Source organism: Caballeronia temeraria, assembly GCF_001544795.2.
GTDB classification, from domain to species: Bacteria; Pseudomonadota; Gammaproteobacteria; order Burkholderiales; family Burkholderiaceae; genus Caballeronia; species Caballeronia temeraria.
Genome location: NZ_FCOI02000105.1, coordinates 1 through 1,283, shown reverse-complemented (window position 1 = coordinate 1,283; position 1,283 = coordinate 1). Strand labels below are relative to the sequence as shown.

Sequence of the window (1,283 nt, the reverse complement as noted above, 5' to 3'; positions counted from 1 at the left end):
TCGGCGAGCGCTTCACCTCCGCCATCAGCTGAGATTTTTTAATCGACCTCAGCACACAAGATTTCTGACACGTCCGAGAGATCGAACTGACCCTTGCGAATGCGATGCGCCAACTCGATGCCTGAAATCGTGGTCGCGGCGCTCCTGAACCGTTTGAAGCCGAGCATCACGTTCGTTCTGGATTTGATGTGGCGATGGTCCTGTTCGATCAGGTTGTTCAGATATTTCGAGGACTGGACCTTCGTGTCTTCAGGCAGCAGACCATCGGCCTTCATCTCGCGCACCGCGCGATGCGAGGCAGCATAGCCATCGAGCGTGATGGTCTCCGGAGACTGGCCCTGATGCCTGATGGCCTTGCTGAAAAAAGCTTTGGCCGCTGCCACATCGCGCTTTGCCCTGAGCATGAAGTCCACCGTCTGGCCAGCCCGATCCACCGCTCGGTACAGGTAGACCCACCTGCCACGAATCTTCACGTAGGTCTCGTCGACACGCCACGAGCGACCCGCAGGTGTAGCAAAGCGGTTCCAGCGTTTGACGAACTCGGGCGTATAACACCTCACCCAGCGCAGGATCGTCGTGTGAGCCAGCGAAAAACCCCGTTCGGCCATCATCTCGACTAGATCGCGCAGGCTGAGCTTGTAGCGCAGGTACCAGCGAACACACAGAATGATGATCTCCCGATCAAAATGGCGTCCACCGAACAACTCCTCCAGATTCTTCAGCTTGCTCATCGCAGGTCATCAGTTCGTTTTGCTCCGACAACTCTAACCGATTCGCCGACCCTATTTGCACCAGAGCCCATGGAAGGGTCCGCCCGGGGTTGCCTTGTGATATGCGTCGCGCCGCGTGTGAACGACGCCGAGGTTCAACAGTTTCTGCAGAGCGCCGTTGCGGGTGGCACGGCGCTCGTGGAGCGCCGTTTCCGGGACGCGATCAGTGCGGGAGAAATAGCATCTGACTTTCCCGTAGTCGCGCGCGCAACGCAAGTCACGGATTTCGCTCGTGGCCTGACCATGCGTGCGCAGATAGGCACGCCGCGCAAGACGCTCCTGAGAGATGCTGACGAAGCGGCCGACCTGGTGCTCTTGCCGCGGCGTTGAAACGCGGGACCGGAAAGTTGACGCTAACGTTAAGGAACCTCTGCGAAACCCCAACTCATAGTGACGTTAAGGAGTACTATTAGAAAGTCAACGACTTGGAGGCATCACGATGACGCAACTTCATCTCGGCTTGGACCTCTCAACCAAACGCACGCGTAAGCGGGAGTTTCTGGACGAGATGAG

At 57.7% G+C, this 1,283-nt stretch carries 2 protein-coding genes; one reads left to right on the top strand and one right to left on the bottom strand.

Annotation, left to right across the window (positions count from 1 at the left end):
• Window positions 1–38 precede the first annotated feature (38 nt).
• Entirely contained in the window at window positions 39–731 is a 693-nt protein-coding gene (locus tag AWB76_RS38630; protein WP_061165328.1) for an IS6 family transposase, read from the bottom strand.
• 117 nt (window positions 732–848) lie between these two features.
• On the opposite strand from AWB76_RS38630, the gene AWB76_RS38625 reads away from it, so the two are divergent.
• Complete coding sequence (locus AWB76_RS38625) at window positions 849–1,100, top strand: hypothetical protein (protein WP_208606668.1); 252 nt, start codon at window positions 849–851, stop codon at window positions 1,098–1,100.
• The last annotated feature ends 183 nt before the right edge of the window (window positions 1,101–1,283 follow it).